This window comes from Desulfogranum mediterraneum DSM 13871 (assembly GCF_000429965.1).
GTDB classification, from domain to species: Bacteria; Desulfobacterota; Desulfobulbia; order Desulfobulbales; family Desulfobulbaceae; genus Desulfogranum; species Desulfogranum mediterraneum.
This window is the reverse complement of record NZ_AUCW01000070.1, coordinates 1-1766: the sequence shown is the minus strand read 5'-3', so window position 1 is coordinate 1766 and position 1766 is coordinate 1. Positions and strand designations below refer to the sequence as shown.

Genomic DNA, 1766 nt, shown 5'->3' with positions numbered 1-1766 from the left:
TCAGCAGTTCCCGCTTTGGCCGCAAAGCCTTAAATAGCGTAGTATGCCAAGCGGCAATTTCGTAAACTTTTAGGCGATATCTAATTGAATTTATGTAAAAAATAATTGCAACCAAGAATGGTTTCTTCTTGACATCCCTGAGAGGGGTGGTCGCGTTTTTTTCTGTAAGAACAAATAATTACAGGAGAACGTACCATGGCCTCACTCGGAAGACTGCTTAATAGACAACGCAAATCCAACGCAACCTATCGTCGAATCAAAATGCGCAACCATCTCAACGCAGATGCCCTCTATGCACGAGTACGTGAGGATTTTGACAAGGTGCCCGATCACCGGGCTGCCAATTCAAAGATATCTCTTTCCGATGCCCTGATGTCAGGATTGGCCATGTTTTGCCTTAAGGATCCATCGCTGCTTGCCTTTGAACGACGACGGCAAGAGGATCCCGACAGTCTGCACGAGGTGTTCAGCATACAGCATATTCCCTGTGACAGCCAAATGCGCACCATACTGGACCAGGTTTCTGTCAGAGATATCCGCCGACCATTCAGGACCATTTTTACTCAAATCCAACGGGGAAAGGCACTTGAGAAGATGACCTTTCTCGATGGACATTATCTGCTAGCTGTTGACGGTACCGGTGTTTATACCTCGGAAAAAATCAGCTCACCTTACTGCCAGAGCAAGCGCAAACGTAACGGTAAAGTTGAGTACTACCAACAAATGGTAGCTGGCGCCTTTGTTCACCCTGGTCGTTCAGAGGTAATCCCTACCTGCCCAGAAATGATAATCAAGCAGGATGGGAGTACTAAAAATGATTGCGAACGTAATGCTACCAAGCGCTACTTGGATGACTTACGTCGAGAGCACCCTCATCTGAAGATTATTGTCGTAGAGGATGCACTTGCGTCCAATGCTCCGCATATCCAGGAGCTGAAAAAGCACAATCTTCGCTTTATCCTCGGGGCCAAGCCAAAAGATCATGAATATCTGTACCAGTTGGTTGACGAAGCGGTTGGGGCCGGAACAATCAACGAAATTCATTTACCTGACCCGGTCGAAGAAGGTATCCACCATTGTTTCCGCTATCTCAATGATGTGGCACTCAACAAAAGCAGCGAAGACTCTCTGCGAGTAAATTTTCTGGAGTACTGGCAAACCGATGATGAGGGCAATATTCAACGACGCTTTGCCTGGGTAACAGACATTCCTCTTACCAGAGAAAACGTCTATGACGTCATGCGGGCCGGGCGTGCAAGATGGCGAATTGAGAACGAGACCTTCAATACGCTGAAAAACCAAGGGTATAACCTTGAGCACAACTACGGCCTTGGTAAAAAACACCTCAGTGCTGTGTTCGCCCACCTGATGATGCTGGCTTTCCTGATCGACCAGGTTCAACAGATGTGCTGTCCGTTATTCCAGGCGGCACGTGTCAAGTGCCGCGCCAACAAATATCTTTGGGAGGATATACGTATCTTTTTCAAGAGTTATGTTGCCTCCTCAATGGAAACCATACTTCACTGCATAGTCAATGGTATCCCTAAACAGGAAGTGGAGATCCAATGGGAATAAGCACCAGAGTTTTTCTACATTTTTCAATGATCAAAACCTTCTTGGGTTGACGCCCTGGCAAGGTCTGCTGGATTGGTGCGTCGAAAATTCGGCCACTTGCCAGCAAATAAGCGTTGAGTGCTCCCAAAATGACAACATGTCTTCGTTCGTCAGGAGTGCTGTCGAGTTTTTTATGAATTTTGGCAACTACC

2 protein-coding genes are annotated in these 1766 nt (G+C 46.9%); one reads left to right on the top strand and one right to left on the bottom strand.

Annotation, left to right across the window (positions count from 1 at the left end; all coding sequences use genetic code 11):
* The first annotated feature begins 195 nt into the window (after positions 1-195).
* A complete protein-coding gene (locus G494_RS0114685; protein WP_051305736.1) occupies positions 196-1575 on the top strand; it encodes a transposase in 1380 nt (459 codons plus the stop codon).
* Here the strand turns inward: G494_RS0114685 and G494_RS27460 are convergent.
* A partial coding sequence (locus tag G494_RS27460; protein WP_208597693.1) for a hypothetical protein occupies positions 1544-1766 on the bottom strand: 223 nt, incomplete at its 5' end. The genes G494_RS0114685 and G494_RS27460 overlap by 32 nt on opposite strands.